This window comes from Pseudomonas sp. LRP2-20, assembly GCF_024349685.1.
Lineage (GTDB): Bacteria > Pseudomonadota > Gammaproteobacteria > Pseudomonadales > Pseudomonadaceae > Aquipseudomonas.
Genome location: NZ_AP025944.1, coordinates 3,022,685 through 3,046,872, shown reverse-complemented (window position 1 = coordinate 3,046,872; position 24,188 = coordinate 3,022,685). Strand labels below are relative to the sequence as shown.

Below are 24,188 nucleotides of genomic sequence, written 5' to 3'. Positions count from 1 at the left end.
ACCTCACATGTGCCCGACTTCGTCGGGCAGTTCGTAGAAGCTGGCGTGGCGGTAGACCTTGTCGTCCGAGGGGGCGAACAGCGGGTCTTTCTCGTCGGGCGAGGAGGCGGTGATCAGCGCCGACGGCACCACCCACAGGCTCACGCCTTCGCTGCGGCGGGTGTACAGCTCGCGGGCGTTCTCGATGGCCATGGCGGCGTCGGCGGCATGCACGCTGCCGACATGCTTGTGGTTAAGGCCGTGCTTGCTGCGCACGAACACTTCGTAGAGGGTCCAGACAGACATTTTCGATCTCCGCATCAATCGCCGCTCAGGCGGCGTTCTTGTTCTGTTGCTTGCGTGCATAGGCCACGGCCGCTTCGCGCACCCAGGCACCATCCTCGATGGCCTTGCGCCGGGTGGCGACGCGTTCCTGGTTGCAGGGGCCGTTGCCTTTGATGACTTCGTAGAACTCGTCCCACTGGATCTCGCCGAAGTCGTAGTGGCCGCGCTCGGCGTTCCACTTCAGGTCCGGGTCGGGGGCGGTGCAACCGAGCAGTTCGAGCTGGGGCACGGTCTGGTCGACGAAGCGCTGGCGCAGCTCGTCGTTGGTCTGGCGCTTGATCTTCCAGGCCATCGACTGGGCGCTGTTGGGGGAATGCTCGTCGCTTGGGCCGAACATCATCAGCGCTGGCCACCAGAGGCGGTTGATGGCGTCCTGGACCATGTCCTTCTGCGCCTGGGTGCCCTCGCGCATCATGGTCAGCAGCAGTTCGTAGCCCTGGCGCTGGTGGAAGCTCTCTTCCTTGCAGATACGGATCATGGCGCGGGAGTAGGGGCCGTAGGAGGTGCGCTGCAGCACCACCTGGTTGACGATGGCAGCGCCATCGACCAGCCAGCCCACGGCGCCCATGTCGGCCCAGCTCAGGGTCGGGTAGTTGAAGATGCTCGAATACTTGGCCTTGCCGCTGTGCAGCTTGGCGATCTCTTCGTCGCGGTCGGCACCGAGGGTTTCCATGGCGCTGTACAGGTACAGGCCGTGGCCGGCTTCGTCCTGGATCTTGGCCATCAGTTGCAGCTTGCGCTTGAGGCTGGGGGCACGGGTGACCCAGTTGCCTTCGGGCAGCATGCCGACGATTTCCGAGTGGGCGTGCTGGGAGATCTGCCGGATCAGGGTCTGGCGGTAGGCCTCGGGCATCCAGTTCTTGGCTTCGATCTTGATTTCGGCGTCGATCTTTTCCTGGAAGTTGCGCTCTTCGGGGGACATCTCTTCCAGCGACTTGACGCGCTTGACTCCGGTTTCCACTAGCTGTGCGTACATGTTGCGACTCCTGCTAAGGCATGAGTCATTTGTAAGCGATACAAAACATAACGTCAAAAGGTTTTGTGTGTATCAAATGATATTTGTGTGTCGCTTAGGGAGTTTGGCTTGAGGTAGGGGTGGGGCGGAAATCGAGCGCCGCCCGCGCGGCGCATCGCGAGCTTTGCTCGCTCCTACGTTTGTTTCGGGCCAGTAACGCCTGTGACAGGCGCGCGCGACCGCCTTGTTGGTACGACGCGATACCGAGTCAGGCGCCAAGGCGTTCGCGCGCAAATCCCCCAGGAAAAATTGGCCCGAAACAAACGTAGGAGCGAGCAAAGCTCGCGATGCGCCGCGCGGGCGGCGCTCGGTCTCACAGGCGCAGAAACCCTCGCGCCGGACAAAAAAAAGCCCCGGACGATACCGGGGCCGAAAAGGCAGCCGATGACTCAGCTGGCCAACCGTTTGTCAAACACATGGCAAGCCTTGCCCTCGGAGCGCTTGAGCGTGCCGCAAGGCTGCAAAATCACCTGGGTGCTGAGGCCGATATAGGTCTTGATCTGCTTACCCAGCTCACCAACAACCAGCTTGCGCTGCGGCTCATCCAGGTGCTGGCATTCCGCACGCAACTCCACGTGCACCTCGACGCTGTCAAGGTTGCCATTGCGATACAGATGAATCTCATAAAGCTCTGAAAGCTGTTTTATTTTAAGCACCTGCTCCTCGATCTGTGTCGGGAACACGTTCACCCCGCGAATGATCAGCATGTCGTCACTGCGCCCGGTGATCTTGCCAATGCGCCGCATCGGCCGCGCCGTGCCCGGCAGCAGGCGGGTCAGGTCGCGGGTGCGGTAGCGCACCATCGGCAGCGCTTCCTTGCTCAGCGAGGTGAACACCAGCTCGCCCAGCTGCCCGTCCGGCAGCACCGCGCCGGTCACCGGGTCGATGATCTCGGGGTAGAAGTGGTCCTCCCAGATGGTCGGGCCATCCTTGGTCTCGATGCATTCCATGGCCACACCCGGGCCCATGATCTCCGACAGGCCATAGATATCCAGGGCATCGATGCCCAGGCGCTGCTCGATGGAGCGGCGCAGCTCGTCGGTCCACGGCTCGGCGCCAAAGATGCCCAGGCGCAGCTTCAGGTCATTGGGGTCGATGCCCTGGCGCTCGATCTCGTCGGCGAGGTTGAGCATGTAGGACGGCGTGACCATGATGATGTCGGGCTGGAAGTCGCGGATCAGCTGCACCTGCTTCTCGGTCTGGCCGCCAGACATCGGGATCACCGTGCAGCCCAGGCGTTCGGCACCGTAATGAGCACCCAGGCCGCCGGTGAACAGGCCATAGCCGTAGGACACATGCACCTTGTCGCCCTTGCGCCCGCCGGCGGCACGGATCGAGCGGGCGACCACGTTGGCCCAGGTGTCGATGTCGTTCTGCGTGTAACCGACCACGGTCGGCTTGCCGGTGGTGCCGCTGGAGGCGTGCAGGCGCACCACCTCTTCCTGGGGCACCGCGAACATGCCATAGGGGTAGTTGTCGCGCAGGTCGTTCTTGCCGGTGAAGGGGAACTTCGCCAGGTCGTCGAGGGAATTCAGGTCATCAGGGTGGGCGCCGCATTCGTCGAAACGCTTGCGGTACAGCGGCACCTTGTCGTAGGCGTGTTTCAGGCTCCAGCGCAGCCGCTCCAGCTGGTGCTGGCGCAGGGCGTCGATACTGGCGGTTTCCATCGGGTCCAGCAGGGCACGATCGGCATCATGGTACATGTTCATGGCTTCACTCGAATTGTTCTTGTACGTCGGCCGCTGGCACTGGCCAGGCAGCTTATCGTGAGTGTCATGGACGCAGCATAACGGGCGGCGTCGCGTTCGGTAACAAGCCGATGGTCTGAACCGCTCAGAGGCGCTCGATGACCATGGCAATGCCTTGGCCAACGCCAATGCACATGGTGCACAATGCGTAGCGGCCGGCGGTTTGTTCCAGCTGGTGCAGGGCGGTGGTGACCAGCCGCGCACCGCTCATGCCCAGCGGGTGGCCCAGGGCGATGGCGCCACCATTGGGGTTGACCCGTGGATCATCGTCGGCCAGGCCCAGCTCGCGCAGTACCGCAAGGCCCTGGGCGGCGAAGGCTTCGTTGAGTTCGATGACATCCATGTCGGCCAGCGACAGGCCGGTCAGTTGCAGCACCTTGCGGGTTGCCGGCACCGGGCCGATGCCCATGATGCGTGGCTCGACCCCGGCGACCGCCATGCCGACGATACGGCCGCGGGCCTTGAGGCCATGGCGGCGAGCGGCCTCGCTGCTGGCCAGCAGCAGGGCGCAGGCGCCGTCATTGACGCCCGAGGCATTGCCAGCGGTGACGCTGCCTCCTTGGCGGAACGGTGTGCCGAGTTTGGCCAGCTGTTCCAGGGTGGTTTCGGCACGCGGATGCTCGTCCTGCTCGACACGCAGGGCCGGGCCTTTGCGCTGGGCGATTTCCACCGGCACGATTTCCCGTGCCAGGCGGCCATTGGCCTGGGCCGCTGCGGCCTTGTGCTGGCTGCGCAAGGCAAAGGCGTCCTGGTCGGCACGGGAAATACCGAACTGCTCGGCGACGTTTTCTGCCGTTTCCGGCATCGAGTCGATACCGTAGGCGTCTTTCATCCGTTGGTTGACGAAGCGCCAGCCAATGGTGGTATCGAACAGCTCGGCGCTGCGGCCGAACGCCTGCTCCGACTTGCCCATGACGAACGGCGCCCGTGACATCGACTCGACGCCACCGGCCAGCATCAGCTCGGCTTCGCCACAATGCAGGGCGCGGGCGGCACTGCCGATGGCGTCCAGGCCCGAGCCACACAGGCGGTTGAGGGTGGTGCCCGGCACACTGATCGGCAACCCGGCCAGCAGGCCAGCCATGCGGGCGACGTTGCGGTTGTCTTCACCGGCCTGGTTGGCGCAGCCGAGGATCACGTCGTCGATGGCCTGCCAGTCCAGTTCCGGGTGGCGGGCCATCAGGGCCTTGATCGGCACGGCGGCCAGGTCGTCGGCACGCACGCTGCTCAACGCACCGCCGTAACGGCCGATGGGGGTGCGCACGGCATCGATGATCAGGGCATCGAGGGGCTTGGCTTCAGTCATCTTGGGTCTCCTGCGCGAGCACGGTGCCGCGCACTTGGTAGGATTTGCCGCGGAACAGGGCGATCAGCTCGCCGCGCTGGTTGTGGATGCGCACGTCGTACAGGCCGGTGCGGCCTTTACGGCTGAGTTCGATCGCTGCAGCGCTGAGCACGTCGCCTGCCAGCGCTGGGGCGACATAGTCGATGCTGCAGCCCTGGGCCACCGTGGCCTTGTCGTGGCTGTTGCAGGCAAAGGCAAACGCCGAGTCGGCCAGGGCGAACAGGAAGCCGCCATGGCAGGTGCCGTGGCCTTGCAGCATGTCGGCGCGCACCGGCATGCTCAGGCGTGCCCGGCCGGGGCCGATGTCGAGCAGGGTGATGCCCAGGCCCTGGGTGGCCGGGTCGCGGGCATACATTGCCGCGGCACAGGCCTGGGCCAGCTCATCAGGATGACGCTGCAGGTCAGTCATGCAGGTTTGCTCCTTGTTCGCGGCTGCGCCGTAGCAGCAGGGAAGGCCGGTAGCGGCTTTCGCCGTAACTGGCTTGCAGGTGTTCCAGCACGCGCAGGGTGTAATCGACGCCAAGCTGCTCGGCCCAGGCCAGCGGGCCACGCGGGTAATTGACCCCGGCGCACATGGCCAGGTCGATGTCGGCGGCGCTGCCAACACCCTGCAGCACCGCGTCGGCCGCTTCGTTGGCGAGCATGGCCACGGTACGCAGCACCACCAGGCCGGGCAGGTCGGCAATGCCGGTCACCTTCAAGCCGGCGCGCTGCAGCAGCGCCACCGCCTGGTCACGCGCCGCGGCAGTGGTGTCGGCTGACCAGCTGATGGCGATGCGTGTGGCGGCCTGGTAGTCCTGTGCGAGGTCGACCAGCACCAGGTTGCGCAGGCCATCTTCACGGGCCCGATGGCTGGCCAGGCGGCCGTCGGACAGGGCCAGGGTGGCGTCACCGGTGCGCAGCAGGCCGTTGCCTGCCCGCTCGGTAATGACCAGGCCGTTGTCACGCAAGCGCGCCAGCAGCGGCTGCATGGCCCCCAGGTTGCCTTCGACCACGCAGCATTCGGCGTTTGCCGAACTGTGCAGTTCGGCCACCGCTGGGCGTTCGGCGCCATCGGCGTAGCTGTAGAAGCCTTGGCCGCTCTTGCGCCCCAGGCGCCCGGCATCCACCAGCTCCTTCTGCACCAGCGAGGGCTGGAAGCGGAAGTCACCATAGAACGCGTCGAAGACCGAGCAGGTAACGGCGTAGTTGACGTCATGGCCGATCAGGTCGGTCAGTTCGAATGCGCCCATGCGAAAGCCGCCGGCGTCGCGCAGCAGGGCATCGAGCGTTGCGCAATCGGCGGCACCTTCCTGCAGCAGGCGCAGGCTTTCGGCATAGAACGGCCGGGCCACGCGGTTGACGATGAAGCCAGGGGTAGAGCGCGTGTGCACAGGCTTTTTGCCCCAGGCTTTGGCGGTGTCATACAGCGTGCTGGCGATAGCAGGCTCGGTTGCCAGGCCAGAAACGATCTCCACCAGCGCCATCAGTGGTGCCGGGTTGAAGAAGTGCATGCCGACCACCTGCTGTGGCCGTTGCAGGCCTGCCGCAAGGCTGGTGATCGATAGCGACGAGGTATTGCTGGCGAGGATGCAGTCCTGCCCGCACAGGCCCTCCAGTTGCCGCAGCAGTTGCTGCTTGACCTGCAGGTTCTCGACGATGGCCTCGATCACCAGCTTGGCGTCGGCCAGGGCTTCGATAGCGACTATAGGCTGCAGCCGTGCGCTGATCGCTTCACGTGCGGCTGGCTGCAGTTTGCCTTTTTCCACCAGGCGCCCGAGTTGGCGATCGATGCCGGCTACCGCCTCGGCGGCGGCGCCAGGGCGGTTGTCATAGAGTTTCACCGGGTGACCGGCCTGGGCCGCGACCTGGGCAATACCGGCCCCCATGGCACCGGCACCGATCACCGCCACCAGGGCGTTGCTGTCGAGTGGCTTCATGTTCAACGGCCTTTGAATGCAGGGGTGCGCTTGTTCATGAAGGCGCTGACGCCTTCGCGGTAGTCCTCGCTGCGCCCGGCCAGCCGTTGCAGGTCACGTTCAAGCTCGAGCTGCTGGTCAAAGCCGTTGTCGAAGCTGGCGTTGAGGCTGCGCTTGATCAGGGCCAGGCCGTAGGTTGGCTGACTGGCCAGGTGGCGGGCGAGGGCAAGGGCCTCGTCACGCAGCTCGGCATCGTCGACCACACGGTGGATCAGGCCCCAGCGCTCGGCCTGCTCCGCGCTCAGGCGCTCGCCGAGCATGGCCAATGCCTTGGCCCGGGCCATGCCGACCAGCCGTGGCAGCAGCCAGGTACCGCCGGAATCGGGCACCAGGCCGATCTTGCAGAACGCCTGGATGAAGCTTGCCGAGCGGGCGGCCAGCACCAGGTCGCAGGCCAGCGGAATGTTGGCGCCGGCACCGGCGGCCACGCCATTGACGGCGCAGATCACCGGCAGTGGCAGGTCGCGCAGGGTGCGCACCAGCGGGTTGTAGAACCGCTCGATGGATTCGCCCAGGTCGGGCATGGCCGCACCGGGTGCGACGTTACGGTCGGACAGGTCCTGGCCGGCGCAGAAGCCGCGGCCTTCACCGGTCAGCAACAGGACCCGGACCTCGCTGCTCTGGCGTACCTGCTTGAGGGCTTCGCGCACTTCCAGGTGCATCTGCGTGTTGAAACTGTTCAGCTGCTCGGGGCGGTTCAGCGCGAGGAAGGCCACGCCGTCCTCGATGGAAAACACAATGTGCTCGAAAGTCATGACGGACTCGCTCGATCAGTCGATGGGAAGTAGGCGGCTCAGCAGCCTTTGAACCGGGCTGGGCGTTTTTCCTGGAAGGCGCGAATGCCTTCGTCACGGTCGGCGGTGCCGGCCAGCAAGGTGAAGGCATGGCGCTCGAAGCGCAGGCCACTGGCCAGGTCGGTGTCGCCGGCCTTGAGCAGGGCTTCCTTGGCCAGGCGCACCGCCAGCGGGGCCTTGGCAGCGATGCTGCGGGCGACCTGCAGCGCACGTTCGACGGCCAGTTCAGGTTGGCTGATTTCGCTGATCAGACCGGCCTGCAGGGCGTGGCGGGCAGTGATGGGCTCACCGGTCAGGACCATCTGCATGGCCAGCGGCTTGCCCACGGCACGCAACAACCGCTGGGTGCCACCGGCGCCGGGGATGATCCCGAGGTTGATTTCTGGCTGGCCGAAGCGGGCGTCGTCAGCGGCGATCACGATGTCGGCGCACATCACCAGCTCGCAGCCGCCACCCAGGGCGTAGCCGTTGACGGCAGCGATCAGGGGCTTGGTAAAGGCGGCGATACGTTGCCAGTGGGCGACGCGCGGGTCATTGAGGATGCCGACCAGATCCCGCTCGGCCATCTCGCGGATGTCGGCGCCGGCGGCAAAGGCTTTGCGGCTGCCGGTAATGACCACCGCGCAGGTCAGTGGGTCGGCATCTGCATCGGCCAGGGCTGCGGCAAGCTCTGCCAGTAATTCGGTGCACAGGGCGTTGAGCGCTTCCGGGCGTTGCAGGGTGAGCAGGCGAACGCCGTGTTCAGGGGCCTGCACATCGATGAAACGAGGCATGTCGGGGTCCTCAGGCTGCTCGCACGGCACTTCAGGGTGGCCGGCATTTATTGGAATTGTCTGCAGGGGCGGCGCGGGCGCCTGCCAAGGTGCAATCAGTATAAGCACCATGTGATACACCAATGCAATATCAATTGTGTTTTTACGTATCTCGTTTTATGTTGAGGGTTACCAGGATATGGCTGAAAAGCAGAACAAGAGCGGCTTTGGCTCGGTTCGGCAGTTCATCTGATTGCGATACACAAAAATGTATCAATATAGAAATTAGTGGAGTAAAGACATGCCTTGCTATCGACTCGACGGCCTGACCCCGGTGGTCGACCCCACTGCATATGTGCACCCCAGTGCCGTGCTGATCGGTGATGTCATCGTCGGCCCGCGCTGCTACGTTGGCCCGCTGGCGTCCCTGCGCGGCGATTTCGGGCGCATCGTGCTGGAAGAAGGGGCGAACCTGCAGGACACCTGCGTCATGCATGGCTTCCCGGGTGGTGACACGGTGATCGAGCGCAATGGCCATGTCGGCCACGGCGCGGTGCTGCATGGTTGCCGCGTGGGCGAAGACGCGCTGATCGGCATGAATGCCGTGGTCATGGACGCCGCGTACATCGCGCCACGCTGCATCGTCGGCGCCACGGCCTTCGTCAAAGCAGGCTTCGAGTGCCCCGAGCAGAGCCTGGTGATGGGTGCGCCAGCCCAGGTCAAGCGCCCGCTGACCGAGCAGGAAGTGAGCTGGAAGCAGCGCGGCACCGCCGAGTACCAGCGCCTGAGCCAGCGCTGCATGGCGACGATGGTAGAATGCCCACCGCTGAGCGCAGCCGAAGCGCAGCGCCCGCGCATGGGTGACGGTGGCTTCAGGCCCAAAGGCGAGGCGGGCGCATGAACCTGCCGGCGTCGCGCCATGGTCAGGCGACCCGTCGCACAGGTATAGTCGGTGCTTTCAATGCGCGCAGTTCGTCCATGAGCAACCTCGTTCCGCTGAACAACCTGATCACCCGCTTCCAGGAGCAGACCCCGATCCGCGCCAGTTCGCTGATCATCACCCTCTACGGTGATGCCATCGAACCCCATGGCGGCACGGTCTGGCTGGGCAGCCTGATCAACCTGCTGGAGCCGATCGGGATCAACGAACGGTTGATCCGCACCTCGATCTTCCGCCTGACCAAGGAAGGCTGGCTGACCGCCGAAAAGGTAGGGCGGCGCAGTTACTACAGCCTGACCGGCACCGGGCGGCGGCGTTTTGAAAAGGCCTTCAAGCGCGTCTACAGCCCGAGCCAGCCGGCTTGGGACGGCGCCTGGACACTGGTGTTGCTGTCCCAGCTGGATGCCGGCAAGCGCAAGACCGTGCGCGAAGAGCTGGAATGGCAGGGCTTCGGGGCCATGGCGCCGAACCTGCTGGGCTGCCCCAGGGCCGATCGCGCTGACCTGGCCGCCACCTTGCGGGAGCTGGAAGCCAGCGACGACAGCATCGTCTTCGAAACCCACACCCAGGAAGTGCTGGCCTCCAAGGCCATGCGCGCGCAGGTACGGGAAAGCTGGCGCATCGACGAACTCGGCCAGCAGTACAGCGACTTCATCCAGCTGTTCCGGCCGCTGTGGCAGAGCCTGAAAGAGCAGGACGAGCTGGAGGCCCAGGATTGCTTCCTGGCGCGCACCTTGCTGATCCACGAGTACCGCCGCTTGCTGCTGCGCGACCCGCAACTGCCGGACGAACTGCTGCCCGGTGACTGGGAAGGCCGCGCAGCCCGCCAGCTGTGTCGCAACCTGTATCGGCTGGTATGTGCCAAGGCGGAAACCTGGCTCGCCAGCGCCCTGGAAACCGCCGACGGGCCATTGCCCGACGTCAACGAAAGTTTCTACCGGCGCTTTGGCGGCCTGGCCTGACGTTGGCCGCTCAACGGCGCGTGGCCAGCTTGTGGGCCATGAACTGGTGAGCGGGTGAAAACAGCCGGTTGAACGTCAGCAGCACGGCGCACACCGTGCCCAGCGCCGACGCTGCGGCTATCAGGAACATGATCACGATCTGGTAGCGCACGGCGTCCCCCGGTGCCTGCCCAGCCAGTATCTGCCCGGTCATCATGCCTGGCAGGCTGACGATGCCTACCACCGACATCTGGTTCAGCGTCGGCATCATGCCGGCCTTCAGCGCCTGGCTCGCCGCCGCGCGGGCCGCCTCCCAGCGCGTGCCGCCGAGCGACAGGATCATGTCCACGACCGGGCGCTGGGCGCTCAGTTCACGGGTCATGCGGTCGATGCCCAAGGCAACGGCGGTCAAGGTATTGCCGAGGATCATGCCCAGAATGGGAATGGCGTATTGCGGCTCGTACCAGGGGCGCACCCGCAGCACCACGAACAGGCCGATGGCCGTGACCAGCCAGGCACTCAGCCCCACCGACAGCACGCTGTCGGCCAGCAGGCCCCGATGGCGATGCTGGCCCCTGCCTGCCGCTGAATAGCCGGCGATCAGGGTCATGCTGAGCATCAGCGGTAGCACGATGTACCACTGGGCATGCTGGAACACCCAGCCGAGGATATAGCCGATGGCCAGCAGTTGGGTGATGGTGCGCAGCGACGCCCACAGCAACTGGCGCTCCAGTTGCAGTTTCAGCAACAGCGAAAGCAGGCCGTTGACCAGGATCAGCGCAGCGGCAATTGCCACGTCGGTGTAGGCAAGGTTGTGATAGTTCATGTCGACAGGGCGCCTTGGTGCATGGTCAATGTACGCGTGCTGATGCGCCGGGCTTGTTCAGGGTCGTGGGTAATCCACAGGAACGCGCGAGCGTTGGGCGATTCGCCCAGCCAGTTCATGACCAGCGCTTCAACGGCGGCCACCGATTGCGGGTCGAGGGCCGAGGTCGGCTCATCGAGCAACAGTACCTGGGGTGCCAGCAGCAGCGCCCGCACCAGGGCGACCAGCTGCGCCTCGCCACCGGACAAGTCGATACCGGCCTTGTCGAGAAAACCGCGTGGTTTGCCGGCCAGGTCCAGGCAGCGCGCCGCCGTGGCTGCATCGAAGCGGTACTGGCGGTTGTGCTTGAGCGTGAAGGGCAGGCGCAGGTTATCCAGGACACTACCCTCCACCAGCGCGGCACGTTGGGTCAGGTAGCAGGCGCGGGAGCGAAAGTGCGGTATTCGGGGTGGGGTTACCGGTTCGCCGAGCCACAGCACTTCACCAGAGCTGGGCGCATCCAGCAGGGTAAGGGCGCGCAGCAAGACACTCTTGCCCGAACCTGACGCGCCGATGAGTGCAATACGTTCGCCTGCGTGCAGGGACAAGTCGGTTGGCTTCAGCAGCGTGGCCTGGCGCCGCAGATCGACCCGGCCCAATTGCCTGGCTTCGAGCAAGACAGCTTCGGCGCGAGCGTTCTGCGGGCCTTTCACTAGAAGGGTTCCTTGGCATCGAATGGGAAAAATGACATTTTAAGCGGCGCAGGCTTCAGGTCAGGTTTTTTTGACAGAACTTTCATGTTGGATGGCTTAAATCCACGGTAACGCAAGGCGTTTACTTGAACAGGGTTTCCGAGCATGCACACTTCGATGTTTGGCCATCATTTGTTGTTCTTGGCGTTGTTCATTGCATCCGTGGTCAGCTGGCTTTACCTATGGCTGGTGGGGTTCCTGCACCCCTCAGTGGCGAGCAGCGACTGCCCGGTGCTAAAGCCGGATGCGTTGATCATCCTGGGGCTACTGGCGACCCTGGGTTGCGCCGTGCTGGAGTTCTTCAGCCCGTTCGAAGGGGTCACGCTGTTGCTCGTGCTGCTGGTGATCGGCCTGATCATGCCTTGGGGAGGCGCATTGGGCGGCCGTTATCACGAGCGCTTGCGCACGCGCAAGTCATGGCCAGACCCCCACTGATCGTCACTGCCCAAGGTACATCAGCACATAGTCGTTGTTATCGAAGCGCCCGCGCAGGCGTGGCTGTAGCGCTTGCAGCGGTGTCCCTTGCAAGGCCTGGAAGTCGCGCTGATCCATCATCAGCCAGGCAGGCCGCTGCAAGGCCTGGAGTTGCGCGGGTGTTTCGGTGAACAGTGGTTGCATGTCCTGGTCGAGGTTGACCATGAACTTGATGGCCTTGGCATCCTGGCCCAACCGGTGCAGTACCAGTGGAGCCGGTTGCTGCGAAACCTGTTCGAGCACTGCCTGGGTGAAGCTGCGGGTGTCGTACAGGCGACGCTCCACAGGTTCGAATACCGCGACATACACCAGCCACAACGCCATGACCGCGCAGCCAGCCATGACCTCGGCACGCCAGCGTGGCTGCACCAGGCGCGACAACGCCCACAGCTGCAAGGCCGCCAGCACTACCATCAGCACCGTGATGCCGCCAATGTCCCCGGGGAAGCGGCGCTGAGCCACCAGCAAGACGACCATCATCAACCCCGGTGTCAGCAACCAGAGGCCCTGGATTGCCCCCCGCAACCCGGCAAACAGCCGCCCCTGGGCCACCTGGAACGGGTACGCGGCGATGATCGCCACCATCGGCAGCATCGGCAGCAGGTAGCGGGCCTTCTTGGCCAAAGGGATCGACAGCCCGAGCATGACCAGCAGTGCGCCAGCCGCACAGTAACCGACCAGGCGCAGCGCCGGCCCCTGCAGACGCGCACGGCCCAGCCAGGTGGCCAGCAATGCCAGGATTGCCAGTGGGTAGGTCGGCGCATAGTTGCCCAGCGAGCTGGTGAAGTAGTACAGCGCGCTGCTGGCGCCCTCGCTGCCGTCCATGCGCCCCATGAACTGCATGCGAATCACGTCATCGAGAAACGCCTGGCCACCGCTGACCTTCGCCATCCACAGCAACAGGCCGACACTGGCAACTAGCAGCAGGCTGGCCAGCGCCCCAAACAGCAGCAAGCGTCGCCATTGGCCGGTGAGCAGGTAGTAGCTGCACAGGATGCCGGTCGGCACCACCAGGCCAATCGGCCCACGAATGCCGAAACCCAGCAGCAACAGGCCGAACACCAGCGGCCAGCGGGGCCTGGCGCCCCGCTGGTCGTGGGCATAACCCAGATAGAACACGCTGAAGGCGACGGCCGCCAGCATCAGGTCCTGCGACACCGCGCGGACTTCGCTGACGAAGGTGACGGTCAGCAGCAGCAAGGCAATGCTGCTCCACGCCCAACGCAGCGAGAATGGCGCCAGCAGCCGGTACATCAGGGTGACGATCAGCGCGCCGGCGATGGCGCTGGGCAGCCATGCCGTCAGGCCGTTGACCGCGCCGAACGGCAGTGACAACAGCCAGATGAACAGCGTCGAGAGCGAGGTGTAGTCGGCGTAGGGTTGCCCATAGGTGGTGGGGAACACGGTTGGCCCATGGCGCAGCATCTCCTGGGCGAACAGCACAAAGCGCGAGTCGAAGCCGATCGGCGCTTGCCCATACACCCCGGCGCAGAACAGCAGCAGCGCCAGCAGCCCTGCAAGCAGTGACTGCCGGCGAACGGTCAGGGACAGTGCCATCACGCCGCTTTTGAACCCTGACGAGGCAGTTGCGGGGCGATCGGCAACTGGCAGGAATCGCCGCGGCCGATCGGGAAGTACTTGAACCCTTTGCGCGACAGGCGCTCGGCGTCGTACAGGTTGCGCCCGTCGAAGATCACCGGTGCCTTCAGGCGTTGCTGAATCAGGTCGAAATCCGGCGCCTTGAACTGCTGCCATTCGGTGCAGATGATCAGCGCATCGGCGCCGGACAATACCGATTCCGGCGTGCCCATCAGCATCAGCTTCTCTTCATCCGGGTACAGGTGCTGGGTTTCCTGCATGGCTTCAGGGTCGAAGGCGCGCACGTTGGCGCCGGCAGCAAACAACGACTCGAGCAGCACGCGGCTGGGGGCGTCGCGCATGTCGTCGGTGTTGGGCTTGAACGCCAGGCCCCACACAGCAAAGGTCTTGCCGGCCAGGTCGCCGTTGTAGAACGCATCGATACGGTCGAACAGCTTGTGCTTCTGGCGCTCGTTGATCGCCTCGACCGCCTGCAACAGATCGCTGGAGCAATGCACCTGCTCGGCACTGTGGATCAGTGCGCGCATGTCCTTGGGGAAGCACGAGCCGCCATAGCCGCAGCCTGGGTAGATGAAGTGGTAACCAATGCGGGTGTCGGCACCGATGCCTTGGCGCACCGACTCGATATCGGCCCCCAGGTGTTCGGCCAGCTCGGCGATCTGGTTGATGAAGCTGATCTTGGTGGCGAGCATGCAGTTGGCGGCGTACTTGGTCAGCTCGGCGCTGCGCAGGTCCATGAACATGATGCGGTCGTGGTTGCGGTTGAATGGAGCGTAAAGGTCGCGCATGACGTCACGCACGTCTTCACCTTCACAACCGATGACGATGCGGTCCGGCCGGCGGCAATCGGCCACGGCCGAGCCTTCCTTGAGGAACTCCGGGTTGGAGACGATATCGACTCGCAGCTCGCGGCCACCGAGCGCGGTATTGATGTGGGCGCGCAGGGTGTCACCGGTGCCGACCGGGACGGTCGACTTTTCCACCAGGATCAGCGGTTCGTGGCGGTGGCGGGCGACCGCGTCGCCGACCGACAGCACATACTTGAGGTCAGCCGAGCCATCTGCGCAGGAGGGCGTGCCGACGGCAATGAAGGCGACGCGACCGTGTTCGACGGCAACCTTTTCATCCGTGGTGAATTGCAGCCGACCACCGTCCAGGCCTTCGCGCACCAGGCTCGAAAGGCCTGGCTCGAAGATGCTGACATGGCCTTGGCGCAACAACTCGACCTTCTTCTCATCGATATCCATGCACACCACATCATGGCCGACCTCGGCCAACACTGCGGCTTGCACCAGGCCGACGTACCCGCTACCAAACACTGTAATTTTCATGGAGCACTCCTTAATGCGGGCGAACGGGCCGGACGCGTATTGATAGTAATGACCCCGAGCATGACCAGTGCCACGCCCAGTGTTTTGCTCAAGCTGAAGGATTCATCGAACAGCGGCAGGCTGGCTGCCAGCAGGTAGACCAGGGCGTAGCTCAGGCTCAGCAGCGAGTAGGCCCGGCCCAACGGCAGGTCACGCAGGGCCAGCAACCAGCAGAGCATCGACAGGCCATATGCGGCGATCGCCGCCAGCACCACGGCCACGGCGAGAGTATCGACGCCCTGGCTGGTCAATGCAGACAACCACTGGCCGGGTTGCGGCAGGCGGGTCATGCTCCAGCGCATGGCCAGTTGGGCGGTGCTGACCAGCAGCACGCTGCCCAGGGCGAAGGCGATGCCAAGGCGCTGGTTCATGATTGCTGCCCCAGCAGGGCCACGCCGGCGATGACCAGGGCTACGCCCAGCCAGTGGCGGCGATCGACCGGTTCATGGAAGCCGAAGCGGGCGATCAGGGTGATCACCACGAAGTTCAGGCTGAGCATCGGATAGGCGATACCCACTTCCATGCGCTGCAGGACCAGTAGCCAGACCAACAAACCGCTGCCGAGGGCAAGCAGGGCCAGCCACAGCCAGGGCGAGCGCAATTTGTCCGTCCACGGCCCCGTTTGCCCACGCCAGCTTTCCACGGCGAACTTCTGCGCCACCTGGCCCAGGCAGGTCAGCAGGCAAGCCGTCAACAGCAGCAGCCAGCTCATGGTGCGACTCTGGGCAGAATCAGGATCACCATCTTGCCCTGTTCGTAGCGGGTGCCATCGTCGGGCAGCAGGCCGAGTTCACGCTGCTCATCTGCACCCTTGACCCGCATCACCACGGCAACCGTGCCGCTGCGGCGGGCGTCGTCGACCCATTGGCGCACATGCTTGTCGTTCAACCGGCGCCCATGGCCTTCTGGGGTAGCCAGGCCGTACTTCAGCTCACCGACTGTGTTGTAGAACGCCACGTTCGGTTGTTGCAGGCGCCAGGCCAGCGCCGACGCTGCGCCGAGGTCGTTGCTCAGCAGGTGGGAGGCGCCGGACAGCTCGTCAAGGTGTTGCAGGATGAACTGGTCGGGCATCTTGTTGCCCTCCACTGACTTGGGCAGGGCCGCCGGCAGCAGGGCCATCAACAACAGGCTACCCAGCACCGGAGCCGCCCAGCAGCGCAGCGGCGACAGGGCCTGGGCCAGGCTGGCGACGGTCCAGCCTGCCAACGCCACGCACATCAGCAGTAGGCTGCTCAGTTCGTGTTCGTACACGGGCTTTTTCAGTTGCAGCCAGGCCAGGGCGATCAAGGCGACCACGCCCAGCGCCACGTTGATCCAGCCGTTGATGCCCAGTGCACGGCCTTGCTGCAGGCGCAGCCGGTCCTCCAGGGCATGGCCTATCAGCAGGGCCAATGGCAGCAGGCAGGGGAAAATGTAGGTCGGCAGCTTGCCCTTGCTCAGGCTGAAGAACAGCAGCGGCATCAGCAGCCACAGCAGCAGAAACACGATCCTGGGCTGGGTACGGCTCTGCCAGGCCTGTTTCAGGGACGTCGGCAGCATGCCGATCCAAGGCAGGCTGTAGGCCACCAGCAGCGGCAGGTAGTACCACCAGGGGGCGCTGTGCTGGGCATCGTCACCGGCAAACCGGCGGATGTGCTCATGCCAGAAGAAGAACCGCCAGTAGTCCGGCTCCTGGGCATGCACGGCCAGCACCCAGGGCAGGCTGACAAGGATCGCCACCACGACGGCAACCGGCCCGTACACCAGCAGTTCACGCCAGCGCTTCTGCCAGAGCATCCACGGCAACGCGATCAGCACCGGCAGCAGCCAGGCGAGAAAGCCCTTGGTCATGAAACCCATGGCACAGGCCAGCCCCAGCACCGCCCAGGCGGCAAGGCGCTGGCCATTGCTGCGGCTGTCCAGGGCGAACCACAGGGCTACCAGGCTGAGGTTGACCCACAGGGTGAACTGCGGATCGAGGTTGGCATAGCCCGCCTGGCCCACCACCACGCACAAGCTCATGTAGAGCAGGGTGCACACCAGGCTCTTGCGCGGGTCGTTCCACAGGCGGCGTGCCACCAGGTAGCACAGGATCAGGCTCAGGCCGACGCTCAGCGCCGAGGCAAAACGCACGCCGAACAGGTTCTGGCCGAACAGCCCCTGGCTGAGGGCGATCATCCAGTAGCCGGCGGCGGGTTTTTCGAAGTAGCGCAGCCCCATGAAATGGGGCGAGATCCAGTTGCCGGTCAGCAGCATCTCCTGGCTGACCTGGGCATAGCGGGTTTCGTCGGGGATCCACAAGCCATGGCCGCCCAGAGGCAGCAGGTAGGCGAGCAGGAACAGCCCCAACAGCAGCGGTAGCGTCCAGCGTCTGCTCATGAGCCTTGCACTCCCAGCCAGCCCTCACGGCCTTGCAGGGTGCCGCGCTGCACACTGGCAACGGGCAAGGTGTCGAGCGAGGCGGGGAGCAACTCGCCCAATGGTTTGAACGCAATTTCGCGCTGGCGTGCATCGGCCAGCAAGTGGCGAAAATCCTGGGCCATCAGAATCCCTTCTACCTCTGCATGGATGGTGTAGACGTTGAGTGCCTGCGGGCGAAAGCGCCCCAGGATGAAGTCGTTGAAGTGCGCGGCAGCCACCTGCGGGCCGACGACCTCGTCGAAGGTCGGCAGGTCCACCGGAATCTGCGGCGCCCCTGGCGAGCCGTCGGCCAGGCGAGGGCGAAACAGGCCGGTACCTCGGCAATCGCTGTTGTAGCGAAAACCAAACGCCTGCTTGGCCTCGATCACCCGCTCGTCCGCGCGCCAACCGGCGACGGCTGAACACTCGACCGGTGCACCGAGGATGTCACTGAGGGTGTCGACGCCCTGACGGATCTGCTCGGTCAGTTGCGCCATGCTCCAGCGCCCGGCATTGGCCTGCCAGCCGTGGTGGTCCCAGGCGTGCAGGCCGACCTCGTGGCCGGCGGCACGGGCCTGACGCATCAGGTGCCCGAGGTCGCGGCCAATCGGCTTGCCGGGCCAGGCGGTGCCAGCCAGAAGAATGTCCCAGCCGTACAGCCCGGCGGCATTGGAGCGCAGCATCTTCCACAGGAACTGCGGGCGGATCAGGCGCCACAGGTGGCGCCCCATGTTGTCCGGCCCGACACTGAAGAAGAACGTCGCCTTGACCTGCGCCTCGTCGAGCAGCTCCAACAGGCGCGGCACACCTTCACGGGTGCCGCGGTAGGTATCGACATCGATGCGCAACCCTGCCTGCATCAGCGTGCTTCTTCTGCCGGACGGGCCTCGATTTCACGCATCGCTTCACGCAGGAAGAAGTCCAGCGTGTTGCCGATGGTCTCGCGCATCTCCACGGTCGGCTCCCAGTTCAGCAGGCGCTTGGCGTTGGCGATGCTCGGCTTGCGGTGGGACACGTCCTGGTAGCCGCCGCCGTAGAACGCCTTGCTCTCGACGTCGCGGAAACCGGCGAACGGCGGGAAGTGGCTGCGCAGCGGGTGGGCTTCGAACTGGCGTAGCAGCTCTTCGCCCAACTGGCGGATGCTGGCTTCGTTGTCCGGGTTGCCGATGTTGATGATCTGGCCGTTGCAGGCATCGTTGTCGTTGTCGATGATCCGCGCCAAGGCCTCGACGCCGTCGGCGATGTCGGTGAAGCAGCGCTTCTGCGCGCCACCGTCGAACAGGCGGATCGGCGTGCCTTCCACCAGGTTGAGGATCAGCTGGGTAATGGCCCGCGAACTGCCGATGCGCGCGGAATCCAGGCGGTCCAGGCGTGGGCCCATCCAGTTGAACGGGCGGAACAGGGTGAAGTTCAGGCCTTTCTGGCCATAGGCCCAGATGACCCGGTCGAGCAACTGCTTGGACACCGAGTAGATCCAGCGCTGCTTGTTGATCGGGCCGACCACCAGGTTGGAGGTGTCTTCATCGAAGTTCGGGTCCTGGCACATGCCGTAGACTTCCGAGGTCGACGGGAAGATCACGCGTTTGTTGTATTTGACGCAGTAGCGCACCAGGCGCAGGTTTTCTTCGAAGTCCAGCTCGAACACGCGCAGCGGGTTGCGGGTGTATTCGATCGGCGTGGCGATGGCCACCAGGGGCAGCACCACGTCGCACTTCTTGATGTGGTACTCGATCCACTCGGAGTGGATGCTGATATCGCCTTCGACGAAGTGGAAGCGTGGGTGGCTGCGCAGGCGCTCGATGGCATCGGAGCCGATGTCCAGGCCGTAAACCTCGTAGCGCTCGTCGCTGAGCAGGCGCTCGGACAGGTGGTTGCCGATGAAGCCGTTGACACCGAGGATCAATACCCGGGTGCGGCGGGTGCTGCGCCGGGCATCGGCGCCGCGCAGCAGCGAGCCTTCGACCAGGCCCAGCTCGTTGGCCAGTTGTGGGCCGCTCAGGTACAAGCCGTTATCGTTGCGCTGGCCGGCGCTGATCACCAGCGAGTCCTGGCCACAGGCGATGCGCAGCGGGTCGGTGCTGATCACCCGGCCCGGGGCCAGGCCATCGTTGCCCTTGACCACGTCGGCGCTCCAGACGATCAGCTTGTGCTCACCGACCTGGCAGAAGGCGCCAGGGTAGGGCTGGGTTACCGCTCGTACCAGGTTGAACAGGGTTTCAGCCGGCTGCTGCCAGTCCAGGCGGCCATCGGCCGCGGTGCGACGGCCGAATACCGTGGCCTTGGCCTCATCCTGTGGTGTTTCGCTGAACTTGCCCTGGCGCAGGTTGGGCAAGGTGTCGCGCAGCAGGTCGGCGGCGGCAGCGCGCAGCTTGCCATGCAGGCTCAGCGCGGTGTCGCTGCGTTCGATGGCCACCCGCAGCTGGGCGACAATGGCACCGGCATCGGCGCGCTTGACCATGCGGTGCAGGGTAACGCCGGTTTCGGTCTCGCCGTTGACCAGCACCCAGTTCGCTGGCGCGCGGCCACGGTAGCGCGGCAGCAGCGAGCCATGCAGGTTGAAGGCGCCTTTGCGGCCGGTGGCCAGCAGCGGTTCGCTCAGCAGGTTGCGGTAGTAGAACGAGAACAGGAAGTCGGGGTCCAGCTGGCTGATGCGCTCGACCCACAGCGGGTGGTTGACGTCCTCCGGCGCATGCACCGGGATGCCTTTGCGCGCACACAGCTGTGCGACCGAGGCGTAGAAGGTGTTTTCCTTGGGATCGTCGGCATGAGTGAACACCGCTGCGATGTCATAGCCGCTGTCGAGCAGGGCTTCAATGCCGGCGCAGCCGATGTCGTGGTAAGCGAAGACAACTGTTTTTGCACTCATGAGTGAACCTGACCAGAAGTAGAGGAATTGAAACCATCAACGGTGACGTTCTGTGCCGGCACAGGCGGCGGGCCGCTGCGCAGCACTTTTTCGATGAAGAATCGCGGGCGGGCGCGCACGTCGCTGTACATGCGCCCCAGGTACTCGCCAAGCAGGCCCATGCCGATGAACTGGCCACCGGTGAACACGAACAGCACGGCGAACAGCACGAACAGGCCGTTACCGGCCCAGCCTGGGCCGAACGCCAGGCGCAGCACGATCAGCGCCAAGGCCAACAGCACGCCGAGCGCGGCCATGCTGAACCCGACAATGCTCAGCAGGCGCAATGGCGTGGTGGTCATGCAGGTGATCAGGTCGAACATCAGGCTGATCAGGCGCATCGGGCTGTATTTCGAATCGCCGTGTTCACGTTCGGCGTGGGTCACCAGGATTTCGGTGGTGTGGCGCGCGAAGCTGTTGGCCAGGATCGGGATGAAGGTGCTGCGCTCGCGGCAGGCGAGCATGGCGTCGATCACCGTGCGCCGGTAGGCGCGCAGCATGCAGCCATAGTCGCTCATGGCCACGCCGGTGGAGCGCTTGACGGCGTAGTTGATCACCTTCGACGGCCAGCGGCGCAGGGCCGAATCCTGGCGGTTGCTGCGTACCGTGCCGACCACGTCGAAGCCACGTTCGGCTTCGGCGACCAGGCGCGGGATTTCTTCCGGTGGGTTTTGCAGGTCGGCGTCGAGGGTGATCACCACATCGCCCTTGCACTGCTCGAAACCGGCCATGATCGCCGCGTGCTGGCCGTAGTTGCGGTTGAGGATGACTGCCACGAAGGGGCTGTTCTCAGCCTGCGCGGCCTCTTCGAGGATATGCGCCGAGTTGTCGCGGCTGCCGTCGTCGACCAGCACGATTTCATAAGGATGACGCAGTTGCTGGCAGGCAGCGCCCGTACGGCGCAGCAGTTCGGGTAGGCTTTCCTGCTCGTTGTAGACCGGGATGACGATGGATACGCAATGGATCGGGTAAGGTCTCACGAGCGATTTCCCACAAGCTGTTCAATGGCGTTGACGACCCGGTCGAGGTCCTGGTCGGTCATGTCGGGGAACAACGGAATGGAGCACAGCCGTGCCGAGTTCCATTCGGTATTTGGCAGCGAGAGCTGCGGATCACGCTGGCGGTACCAGGTGTGCAGGTGGGTGGCGATGAAGTGGATACCGGTGCCGATGCCTTGCTCTTGCAGGCCTTTCATGAAGGCTTCGCGGTCCAGGCCACACCGTTCGCTGTCGATGCGCAGGATGTACAGGTGCCAGGCGTGCTGCTGCGGGTAGTCCGGCACGGCCAGAGGCTGCACCGGCAGGCCTGCCAGGCGTTGCTGGTAGTGGCCGGCCAGCTCGGTGCGGCGGGCGTTGATGGCGTCCAGGCGCTTGAGTTGCACCAGGGCAATGGCAGCATTGATGTCGGCGAGGTTGTACTTGAAACCGGGCTCGATGACCTGGGCCTGGGGTTTGCGGCCGTGGGTCATGCGGTCGTAGGCGTCGACACCCAGGCCGTGGAACTTGAGCATGCGCACGCGGCTGGCCAGGGCATCGTCGTCGCTGACGAACATCGCGCCTTCGGCGCAGGTCATGTTCTTGATCGCATGGAACGAGAAGATCGCCGTGCCACGGGCACCGACCTGGCGGCCCTTGTAACGGGTACCGGCGGCATGGGCGGCGTCTTCGATGACGGCGATGCCATGCTTGTCGGCGAGTGCGTACAGTGGGTCGAGGTCGAAGGCCGCGCCGGCGTAGTGCACCGGGATGATGGCCTTGGTCCGTGGGGTGATGGCCGCCTCGATGCGCGACGCGTCGGTCATCAGGGTGTCGCGGTCGACATCGACGAACACCGGTGTGGCGCCGAGCAGGGAAATCATGTTGGCCGTGGACACCCAGGTCTGCGACGGGGTGATGACTTCGTCCCCAGGGCCTATGCCCAGTGCCAGCAAGGCGATATGCATCCCGCCAGTGGCCGATGACAGGGCGACCGCATGGCGGCAACCGACGTACTGCGCGAACTGCTCTTCAAGTGCCTGGTTCTGGGGCCCGGTAGTGATCCAGCCCGAACGCAGGACCTTTTCGACAGCCGCAATTTCCTCGTCGCCCATACTAGGACGAGAGAAAGGGAGAAACGCCTCACTCATGAGCACCTCGGTAATACAGGAAAGTGACAGAACCCATTGATTTTATTGGTTCAATTGCCAGCGTAGACGCAAAGTGGATTTTTGCATCAAGTGCACGGGCTAAAAGCGGGTGTGTTGCGTCAAGTCAGGTTTTTCTGAGGGGTTCAGTCATCCATGCCGTAGTGATTGTCAGTGACTTATCCTGTTAAGGGTATGCCCGTTTTTGTGAAAGAAGTATAAAAAATAAGTCGCCTGCGCATGAGATTGCAAGCACAGACAGCTGAGGTTCAGGTTTCTATCTAAGTGTATGCCTGAACATTAATTTAATATTCACAAAACACCCATTTGGGTGGGTTTAAACGGTGTGTTTAGTTGACCTGAAAGTCGACGTTACTTACAGGTTTACCGGCGAGCCGGGAGACTGACCTAGGCGTTGGGAATATAGGCCACGCTTTGCTCGTCGCGGGCGTGCAGCCACTGCTCGCCACGGCTGGGGTGGGTGGTGACGACCTGGTGATCGCTTTCCAGGTAGCCAAAGGGTGGTGCCTCGCCGTGGCGGTAATGCGCGACGATGATCGTGCGCTGTGGGTCCCAGTGCCTGCCACTGGTGCGCTCCAGCCAGGCCATCAGGCTGGCGGTGTCGCCACTGCGTGGGTAATCCTCGGTCTGCGCCACATAATGGAAGGGGGCGCCGCCTGTCTGCAGGTACAGGGGCACCTTGTTGTCCACCTCGACCATGACCAGTTGCCACTGCGCCAGCGGCGCCCGGCGGCTCGCCTGTTCACGTACAGCCTCACCGAAGCGGATCACGCCACCGCCACCATTGCTCCAGGGAACCAGAATGCCCAGCACCGCCAGCAGCAACAGCGCAGTCACCGCGAAACCGGCGCGAAGGTTGCGCGCAGAGGCTTTGCCCACGGCCATTCGCTGGGTGATCCACCAGGCACCCAATAGCTGCGCGAACGGTACCAGCGGCAGCACATAGTAGCTGCGCCGGCTACCGCTGGCAGTGAAGAACAGCATGAGCAGGCCAAGCCCCTGGACCAGCCAGCGGGTATCCGGCTCGATGTGCCGCCAATGGCGCAGGGCGACCCACAAGGCCATGATCCAGCAAGGCGCCCAGGGCAGGGTGTAGACCGGTAGGTACACGAGGTAGGTGTAGATCGGCCCGAGGTTGTCGAAAGGCTGGAAAAACCGCACCACGTTCTCCCGCAGCACCAGCCCGAGGCCGCTCTCGCCGTAGTTTGGCGCGCCGTACAGGTGCGAAAGCAGAAACGGCAGCATATAAAGTGCTCCGGCCAGCAGCAGCGCCGCCAACAGGCGCAGGTTCAGATGGCGACGCCAGCGGCCTTGACCCAGCAGATGCGGCAGCAACACCAGGCCGGGCAGGATGAAGCCGATCAGGCCCTTGAACAGCGACGTCAGCGCCAGCAGCCCGAAGAACCCGACGTAGCGCCAGAAGCGGGTGTCGTCCGGCCCCCGGCAATACCACCAGACCGCCGCCAGCACACCACACACCGTCAGGATGTCGGCGGTGGCGACCCGTGCCCAGAACACGAAATAGAAGGTTGTGGCCAGCATCCAGCCGGCGACCAGGCCGGTACCTTTGCGAAACAGGCGCTCGCCGAGCAGGTAGGTCAACCACACGCTCAACCACGCCGCGACGACCGAGGACAGGCGCAGCGACCAAGGCCCCAGGCCGCCGGTCAGCCAGGCGCTGGCAGTGATCAGCCAGTAGGACAGCAGTGGCTTGTCGTAATAGGCGCCGCCCTTGAGGTAGGGGTCGAAGTAGTCTCCGCTTTGCAGCATCTGCAGGGAGATGTTGGCCCAACGGGTTTCCGCCCCCCACAATTCGCGGCTGCCCAGGCCGAGCATCAATAGCAGGGCGGTGACGGCCAGCAACAGCAGCAAGGCGCGTTGATCGGTACGCTTCAGATTCATGGTTGACTCTGCGGGCAGGCAAATTGTCGGCGAATCCTAGGC

23 protein-coding genes are annotated in these 24,188 nt (G+C 64.3%); 3 read left to right on the top strand and 20 right to left on the bottom strand.

The window, feature by feature from the left end; genetic code table 11:
• Positions 1 to 3: 3 nt before the first annotated feature.
• The 8 genes from paaB to paaF form a co-directional block, all read right to left on the bottom strand.
• Complete coding sequence (paaB, locus tag OCX61_RS13535) at positions 4 to 285, bottom strand: 1,2-phenylacetyl-CoA epoxidase subunit PaaB (protein WP_004374528.1); 282 nt, start codon at positions 283 to 285, stop codon at positions 4 to 6.
• A gap of 25 nt (positions 286 to 310) precedes the next feature.
• Positions 311 to 1,300, bottom strand: coding sequence for a 1,2-phenylacetyl-CoA epoxidase subunit PaaA (gene paaA, locus OCX61_RS13530; RefSeq protein WP_261939937.1), 990 nt, complete (start codon positions 1,298 to 1,300; stop codon positions 311 to 313).
• Between the two features lie 428 nt (positions 1,301 to 1,728).
• Positions 1,729 to 3,048 carry a phenylacetate--CoA ligase PaaK gene (paaK, locus tag OCX61_RS13525; RefSeq protein ID WP_261939936.1) on the bottom strand — a complete coding sequence of 440 codons (1,320 nt, stop codon included), beginning with the start codon at positions 3,046 to 3,048 and terminating at the stop codon, positions 1,729 to 1,731.
• A gap of 124 nt (positions 3,049 to 3,172) precedes the next feature.
• Positions 3,173 to 4,393 (bottom strand): 3-oxoadipyl-CoA thiolase, encoded by a 1,221-nt coding sequence (pcaF, locus tag OCX61_RS13520; RefSeq protein WP_261939935.1) that lies wholly within the window; start codon positions 4,391 to 4,393, stop codon positions 3,173 to 3,175.
• On the bottom strand, positions 4,386 to 4,841 hold the full coding sequence (paaI, locus tag OCX61_RS13515; protein ID WP_261939934.1) for a hydroxyphenylacetyl-CoA thioesterase PaaI: 456 nt from the start codon (positions 4,839 to 4,841) through the stop codon (positions 4,386 to 4,388). The genes pcaF and paaI overlap by 8 nt, the downstream gene beginning before the upstream one ends.
• The gene (paaH, locus tag OCX61_RS13510; protein ID WP_261939933.1) at positions 4,834 to 6,351 is read right to left on the bottom strand and encodes a 3-hydroxyacyl-CoA dehydrogenase PaaH; all 1,518 of its coding nucleotides are present in this window, start codon (positions 6,349 to 6,351) and stop codon (positions 4,834 to 4,836) included. The genes paaI and paaH overlap by 8 nt, the downstream gene beginning before the upstream one ends.
• Before the next feature lie 2 nt (positions 6,352 to 6,353).
• Entirely contained in the window at positions 6,354 to 7,145 is a 792-nt protein-coding gene (gene paaG / locus OCX61_RS13505) for a 2-(1,2-epoxy-1,2-dihydrophenyl)acetyl-CoA isomerase PaaG (protein ID WP_261939932.1), read from the bottom strand.
• Positions 7,146 to 7,183: 38 nt separating this feature from the next.
• A complete protein-coding gene (gene paaF / locus OCX61_RS13500; RefSeq protein WP_261939931.1) occupies positions 7,184 to 7,957 on the bottom strand; it encodes a 2,3-dehydroadipyl-CoA hydratase PaaF in 774 nt (257 codons plus the stop codon).
• 280 nt (positions 7,958 to 8,237) lie between these two features.
• Between paaF and paaY the strand changes: the two genes are divergently transcribed.
• Both paaY and paaX read left to right on the top strand, forming a co-directional pair.
• The gene (paaY, locus tag OCX61_RS13495; RefSeq protein ID WP_261939930.1) at positions 8,238 to 8,837 is read left to right on the top strand and encodes a phenylacetic acid degradation protein PaaY; all 600 of its coding nucleotides are present in this window, start codon (positions 8,238 to 8,240) and stop codon (positions 8,835 to 8,837) included.
• Positions 8,838 to 8,914: 77 nt separating this feature from the next.
• Positions 8,915 to 9,838: a phenylacetic acid degradation operon negative regulatory protein PaaX gene (gene paaX / locus OCX61_RS13490; protein WP_261939929.1), complete on the top strand. Its 924-nt coding sequence runs from the start codon at positions 8,915 to 8,917 to the stop codon at positions 9,836 to 9,838.
• Between the two features lie 10 nt (positions 9,839 to 9,848).
• Here the strand turns inward: paaX and OCX61_RS13485 are convergent, their stop codons facing one another.
• A complete protein-coding gene (locus OCX61_RS13485; RefSeq protein ID WP_261939928.1) occupies positions 9,849 to 10,643 on the bottom strand; it encodes an ABC transporter permease in 795 nt (264 codons plus the stop codon).
• The gene (locus OCX61_RS13480; protein ID WP_261939927.1) at positions 10,640 to 11,335 is read right to left on the bottom strand and encodes an ABC transporter ATP-binding protein; all 696 of its coding nucleotides are present in this window, start codon (positions 11,333 to 11,335) and stop codon (positions 10,640 to 10,642) included. Before OCX61_RS13480 ends, OCX61_RS13485 begins: the two co-directional genes overlap by 4 nt.
• A 144-nt stretch (positions 11,336 to 11,479) precedes the next feature.
• On the opposite strand from OCX61_RS13480, the gene OCX61_RS13475 reads away from it, so the two are divergent.
• Entirely contained in the window at positions 11,480 to 11,809 is a 330-nt protein-coding gene (locus tag OCX61_RS13475; protein WP_261939926.1) for a hypothetical protein, read from the top strand.
• Positions 11,810 to 11,812: 3 nt separating this feature from the next.
• Here OCX61_RS13475 and OCX61_RS13470 read toward each other — a convergent pair whose 3' ends face one another.
• The 10 genes from OCX61_RS13470 to OCX61_RS13425 all read right to left on the bottom strand — a co-directional run bounded on the left by OCX61_RS13470 (position 11,813) and on the right by OCX61_RS13425 (position 24,146).
• Entirely contained in the window at positions 11,813 to 13,405 is a 1,593-nt protein-coding gene (locus OCX61_RS13470; RefSeq protein WP_261939925.1) for an ArnT family glycosyltransferase, read from the bottom strand.
• Positions 13,405 to 14,778, bottom strand: a complete 1,374-nt coding sequence (locus OCX61_RS13465) for a UDP-glucose dehydrogenase family protein (protein WP_261939924.1) — start codon at positions 14,776 to 14,778, stop codon at positions 13,405 to 13,407. Before OCX61_RS13465 ends, OCX61_RS13470 begins: the two co-directional genes overlap by 1 nt.
• Positions 14,775 to 15,188: a 4-amino-4-deoxy-L-arabinose-phosphoundecaprenol flippase subunit ArnF gene (gene arnF / locus OCX61_RS13460; RefSeq protein WP_261939923.1), complete on the bottom strand. Its 414-nt coding sequence runs from the start codon at positions 15,186 to 15,188 to the stop codon at positions 14,775 to 14,777. Before arnF ends, OCX61_RS13465 begins: the two co-directional genes overlap by 4 nt.
• The gene (gene arnE, locus OCX61_RS13455) at positions 15,185 to 15,529 is read right to left on the bottom strand and encodes a 4-amino-4-deoxy-L-arabinose-phosphoundecaprenol flippase subunit ArnE (protein WP_261939922.1); all 345 of its coding nucleotides are present in this window, start codon (positions 15,527 to 15,529) and stop codon (positions 15,185 to 15,187) included. Before arnE ends, arnF begins: the two co-directional genes overlap by 4 nt.
• Positions 15,526 to 17,175 (bottom strand): lipid IV(A) 4-amino-4-deoxy-L-arabinosyltransferase, encoded by a 1,650-nt coding sequence (arnT, locus tag OCX61_RS13450; protein WP_261939921.1) that lies wholly within the window; start codon positions 17,173 to 17,175, stop codon positions 15,526 to 15,528. The genes arnE and arnT overlap by 4 nt, the downstream gene beginning before the upstream one ends.
• Positions 17,172 to 18,056 carry a 4-deoxy-4-formamido-L-arabinose-phosphoundecaprenol deformylase gene (gene arnD, locus OCX61_RS13445; protein WP_261939920.1) on the bottom strand — a complete coding sequence of 295 codons (885 nt, stop codon included), beginning with the start codon at positions 18,054 to 18,056 and terminating at the stop codon, positions 17,172 to 17,174. The genes arnT and arnD overlap by 4 nt, the downstream gene beginning before the upstream one ends.
• Positions 18,056 to 20,062, bottom strand: coding sequence for a bifunctional UDP-4-amino-4-deoxy-L-arabinose formyltransferase/UDP-glucuronic acid oxidase ArnA (gene arnA / locus OCX61_RS13440; protein WP_261939919.1), 2,007 nt, complete (start codon positions 20,060 to 20,062; stop codon positions 18,056 to 18,058). The genes arnD and arnA overlap by 1 nt, the downstream gene beginning before the upstream one ends.
• Positions 20,059 to 21,081, bottom strand: coding sequence for an undecaprenyl-phosphate 4-deoxy-4-formamido-L-arabinose transferase (gene arnC / locus OCX61_RS13435; protein ID WP_261939918.1), 1,023 nt, complete (start codon positions 21,079 to 21,081; stop codon positions 20,059 to 20,061). Before arnC ends, arnA begins: the two co-directional genes overlap by 4 nt.
• Positions 21,078 to 22,226: a UDP-4-amino-4-deoxy-L-arabinose aminotransferase gene (gene arnB, locus OCX61_RS13430; RefSeq protein ID WP_261939917.1), complete on the bottom strand. Its 1,149-nt coding sequence runs from the start codon at positions 22,224 to 22,226 to the stop codon at positions 21,078 to 21,080. Before arnB ends, arnC begins: the two co-directional genes overlap by 4 nt.
• 405 nt (positions 22,227 to 22,631) lie before the next feature.
• A complete protein-coding gene (locus tag OCX61_RS13425; RefSeq protein WP_261939916.1) occupies positions 22,632 to 24,146 on the bottom strand; it encodes an ArnT family glycosyltransferase in 1,515 nt (504 codons plus the stop codon).
• Between the last annotated feature and the right edge of the window lie 42 nt (positions 24,147 to 24,188).